This is a genomic window from Marinobacter sp. C1S70 (assembly GCF_000475355.1).
GTDB classification, from domain to species: Bacteria; Pseudomonadota; Gammaproteobacteria; order Pseudomonadales; family Oleiphilaceae; genus Marinobacter; species Marinobacter nauticus.
The window spans coordinates 1-2,640 of record NZ_AXBW01000055.1; the positions used below are offsets into that span (position 1 = coordinate 1).

Below are 2,640 nucleotides of genomic sequence, written 5' to 3' on the forward strand. Positions count from 1 at the left end.
TGCGTATTCCGGCGAACGTGACCGGTCATTCCGGGGATCGTGACCGATTTGCACACGGCCATCACGCTGGAGTCGGTTTTGTACTCTGAGCGGTCACGATGGGTCAACCGATTCCGTATTTTGTGCTTTCGCTTTTCGCAGTGATTCCCCCTTCAGATTGAGTCGGTGAGCGCCGTGCAGGAGCCGATCCAGGATCGCGTCTGCAAGCGTGGCGGAGCCGATGTAGTCGTGCCAGTGTTCGGTTGGTAACTGGCTGGCGATGAGTGTCGAGCCACGGTCATGGCGGTCTTCGATGACCTCCATCAGATCCTGTCGTTGTTGCGCGGTGACCTTCTGCATGCCCCAGTCGTCCAGGATCAGCAGGTCGGTCTTCAGCAACTGGTTCATCAGCCGTGCGTAGCTGCCATCGCCGTGGGCGATGCGCAGTTGTTCGAACAGGCGCGGTACTCGCAGGTAACGCACCGAGAGCCCCTGCCGGCAGGCCTGGTTACCCAGAGCACACGCCAGCCAGGTCTTGCCGCATCCGGTCGGGCCAGTAATGCACAGGTTCAGGGATTGGCGGATCCAGTCACAGCTGGCCAGGCCCGCCATGCGGGAGCGCTCCAGCCCCCGTGGATGGCGGTAATCGATGTCTTCCACGCAGGCCGGCACCCGCAACCGGGCTGCCTTCAGCAGCCTTTCTAGCCGTCGGTTTTCTCGGTGCAGCACCTCCCGGTCGATGAGTAAGGCCAGGCGTTCCTCGAACGCCAGGTCATGGGTGTCGGGTTGTGCCCGTTGTTGCTCCAAGGCATCGCACATGCCGGTCAGCTTGAGTTGGCGCAGGGTGTCGAGAGTGTTTTGAGTCAGCATAGGTTTCTCCGGGATCAGTGGTAGTAGCGGGGGCCGCGAACGTTGGTGTGAACGGGCAGATCGGTCAGTTCCGGTTCTTCCTCGGTCAGTGGCAGGGGGAGCTGATCCAGGCCCTGCTTCAGGATCGAGGTGATGCTCTGGTAGCTGGCCGAGTTGATGGACAGCGCCCGGGCGCAGGCCTGCTCCAGCCGGTCACGGCTGTAACGTCGACTCAGGTTCAATAGCCCCAGGCAAGCCCGGTAGCCATGTTCTGGATGCGGGCGATCCTTGAGCTGCCGCTGTACCACGTCGAGGGTGGCGGGGCCGATGTCAGTGGCCCAGTTCAGGAACCGTCCCGGTGACCAGTTCTGATGAGCCTGATGGGACTTGGGCATGTGCTCGGTCAGGGTGACGAAGCGGCCCTTGCCATGCCGAGGATGCAGAGCCACCCGCTGGCCTTTGTGCATGACCTCTACGGACGTATCAGTAACCCGAACATCCAGCTTTACGCCCACAAGGGCGTGAGGCACGCTGTACAGCCGTTTGTCGATCTCGATGTGGTAGTCGATACCCGGTCGAGCCTTGCGCCACTCGGCGTAGACGTAGGGCATTGCCGGCAGTGGCTTCAGCGCGGGTCGGTCCAGCGCTTCGAACAGGCTCTGGCGGCTTTCGGATCGCCCCTGGAACGGTCGCTGGTTCAGTGCCGGTAGCAGGTCTGCAATCGCCGAGTTCAGTTCGGCCAGTGAGAAGAACGTTCGGTGCCGCAACCGGGCCAGGATCCAGCGTTCAACCAGCAGCACGCCGGCTTCGGCCTTCGCCTTGTCCTTGGGTTTGTAAGGGCGTGCCGGTAAGACTGCCGCCTGGTAATGGGCGGCCATTTCTGCGTAGGTCTCGTTGATCTGGGGTGTGTATCGGTCTGCTTTGGTGACCGCCGCCTTGAGGTTGTCCGGAACCAGCAGTTCCGGCACACCACCGTAGAACGCCAGCATCCGCTGGTGGGAGGCGATCCAGTCCGGCAGGCTCTGGCTCCAGGTGGCCTCGGCGAAGGTGTAGCTGGACGCGCCCAACACGGCCACAAAGACCTGGGCCTTGCGCATCTCGCCAGAGCTGCGATCTACCACCGGGACTGTGGGGCCGCAGTAGTCGATAAAGATCTTTTCACCGGCCCGGTGGACCTGGCGCATGCTACGCCGCTGCCGACCACGCCAGAGCCGGTAGTGGTGGCAGAACTGGCTGTACCGGCGAGCCTTGTCGCCGTGGCGCTCCACATATTCTGCCCAGAGCAGTTGCAGGGTGACGCCCTTGGTCTTTAGCTCCTGATGGACCTGGAAGTAGTCGGGCTCGGCAAAGCGTGAAGGCGGCGTTTTGGCCGGGAACAGCTGGGCTTCCAGCCGTGCTTCGTCCGTGCCTTCCGGCAACGGCCAGGTGATGCCCTGAGCGGTGGCCAGACTGACGTATTTACCGACCACACCCTTGGAAAGGCCACAGGCACGGGCAATGCGCTCATGGCTCAGGCCCGCTTCGTACTTGAGGCGCAAGACCTCGATGATTTGTCGCATGGAAATCCTCGCTGCCGGCATCCGCCCTTCCTCGTGATGAAAAAGGAAGTGGTATGCCGGATAAAGTTGAAGAATTCCAGCGCTTTGGCAGTGATTCCGGAGGAACGTGACCGAGGATTCCGGTATCGTGACCGGCGATTCCGGAAAAACGTCCAAAATCGGTCACGATAGAACGGAATGAGCGGTCACGATCACCCGGAACAGGCGGTCACGTTCAAACGGAATGGGTGGTCACGATGGGCCGGAATATGCA

At 61.6% G+C, this 2,640-nt stretch carries 2 protein-coding genes; both read right to left on the reverse strand.

Going from position 1 to position 2,640, the window contains the following annotated elements:
- Positions 1–93 precede the first annotated feature (93 nt).
- Positions 94–849 carry an IS21-like element helper ATPase IstB gene (gene istB, locus Q669_RS14245; RefSeq protein ID WP_022992795.1) on the reverse strand — a complete coding sequence of 252 codons (756 nt, stop codon included), beginning with the start codon at positions 847–849 and terminating at the stop codon, positions 94–96.
- A gap of 14 nt (positions 850–863) precedes the next feature.
- A complete protein-coding gene (istA, locus tag Q669_RS14250) occupies positions 864–2,408 on the reverse strand; it encodes an IS21 family transposase (protein WP_022992796.1) in 1,545 nt (514 codons plus the stop codon).
- Positions 2,409–2,640: the final 232 nt, after the last annotated feature.

Bases quoted from the DNA above. Each gene is read 5' to 3' on its own strand.
- istB (WP_022992795.1), bottom strand. From the start codon at position 849: ATGCTGACTCAAAACACTCTCGACACCCTGCGCCAACTCAAGCTGACC.
- istA (WP_022992796.1), bottom strand. From the start codon at position 2,408: ATGCCGGCAGCGAGGATTTCCATGCGACAAATCATCGAGGTCTTGCGC.